This is a genomic window from Pseudomonas sp. P5_B2 (assembly GCF_056400445.1).
Map to the genome: position 1 here is coordinate 1 of NZ_JBFULH010000802.1, position 1,623 is coordinate 1,623.

At 61.8% G+C, this 1,623-nt stretch carries 1 protein-coding gene; it reads left to right on the forward strand.

Features of this window, described 5'->3' with window-relative positions; genetic code table 11:
* Positions 1 to 207 precede the first annotated feature (207 nt).
* Positions 208 to 1,566, forward strand: a complete 1,359-nt coding sequence (locus AC1DRJ_RS26940; protein ID WP_477804830.1) for an 8-oxoguanine deaminase — start codon at positions 208 to 210, stop codon at positions 1,564 to 1,566.
* The last annotated feature ends 57 nt before the right edge of the window (positions 1,567 to 1,623 follow it).

Sequence of the window (1,623 nt, forward strand, 5' to 3'; positions counted from 1 at the left end):
GTCTGACACACCGTCATCGCGAGCAGGCTCACTCCTACAAGGGATCATTCCACACAGGGATTTGTGTTGTCTGGTCGGGTCGGGCTTGCCCGGCGCTGTGTTTTGTCCGAAACTCCGCACCTCGCCCCCGCGGCGATCCTGGATCAGCAGACAGGGTAATCACTGAGCTGGCAACCCTGAACCCAACTTTCAGAGGAGCCGGCCAACATGCCTGCATCCCGTACCTGGTTAAAAAACCCCCTCGCGATCTTCACTGCCAATGGCCTCGATGCCCGTGGCGGCCTGGTTGTGCAAGACGGTGTGATCGTCGAAGTGCTCGCCGCCGGCCAGCAACCGTCCGCCCCCTGTGGACAAGTCTTCGACGCCCGCGAGCATGTGATCCTGCCGGGGCTGATCAACACCCATCACCATTTCTATCAAACCCTGACCCGCGCCTGGGCGCCGGTGGTCAATCAGCCGTTGTTCCCGTGGCTGAAAACCCTGTACCCGGTCTGGGCCCGCCTCACCCCGGAAAAACTCGCTCTCGCCACCAAAGTCGCGCTGGCTGAGTTGCTGCTGTCCGGTTGCACCACTGCCGCCGATCACCACTACCTGTTCCCCGAAGGCCTGGAAAATGCGATCGACGTACAAGTCGAAAGCGTGCGCGAACTGGGCATGCGCGCCATGCTGACGCGCGGCTCCATGAGCCTCGGCGAAAAGGACGGCGGTCTGCCACCGCAGCAGACGGTGCAGGAAGGCGCAGTGATTCTCGACGACAGCCAGCGCTTGATCGCCGAATACCACGAACGCGGTGACGGTGCGCAAATCCAGATCGCCCTTGCGCCGTGCTCGCCGTTCTCGGTGACCCCGGAAATCATGTCCGCCAGTGCTGAATTGGCCAACAAACTCGACGTGCGCCTGCACACGCACCTGGCCGAAACCCTCGACGAAGAAGACTTCTGCATGCAACGCTTCGGCCTGCGCACCGTGGATTATCTGGACAGCGTCGGCTGGCTCGGCCCGCGTACGTGGCTGGCGCACGGCATCCACTTCAACCCCGATGAAATCGCCCGCCTCGGCGCTGCCGGTACCGGTATTTGCCATTGCCCAAGTTCGAACATGCGCCTCGCTTCCGGCATCTGCCCAACGTTGGACCTCACGGCAGCGGGCGCGTTGCTCGGGCTGGGTGTGGACGGTTCGGCGTCTAACGATGCATCAAACATGATGCTCGAAACTCGCCAGGCGCTTTACATTCAGCGCCTGCGATATGGCGCCGAGAAGATCACCCCGGAACTGGTGTTGGGTTGGGCGACAAAAGGGTCGGCGAGCTTGCTGGGTCGTACCGATATCGGCGAGCTGGCAGTCGGCAAACAGGCGGATCTGGCTCTGTTCAAACTGGATGAGCTGCGCTTCTCCGGTAGCCATGATCCGGTATCGGCGTTGCTGCTGTGCGGCGCGGATCGTGCGGATCGGGTGATGATCGGCGGCAAGTGGCGAGTGGTTGATGGGCAGGTTGAAGGGCTGGATCTCAAAGGATTGATTGCTGATCACAGCCAGGCGGCACGGCAGCTGATCGCCGGCACCTGATTCAATCGCGATCTAATGTGGGAGCGGGCTTGCTCGCGAAGACGGAGTGTCAGTCGA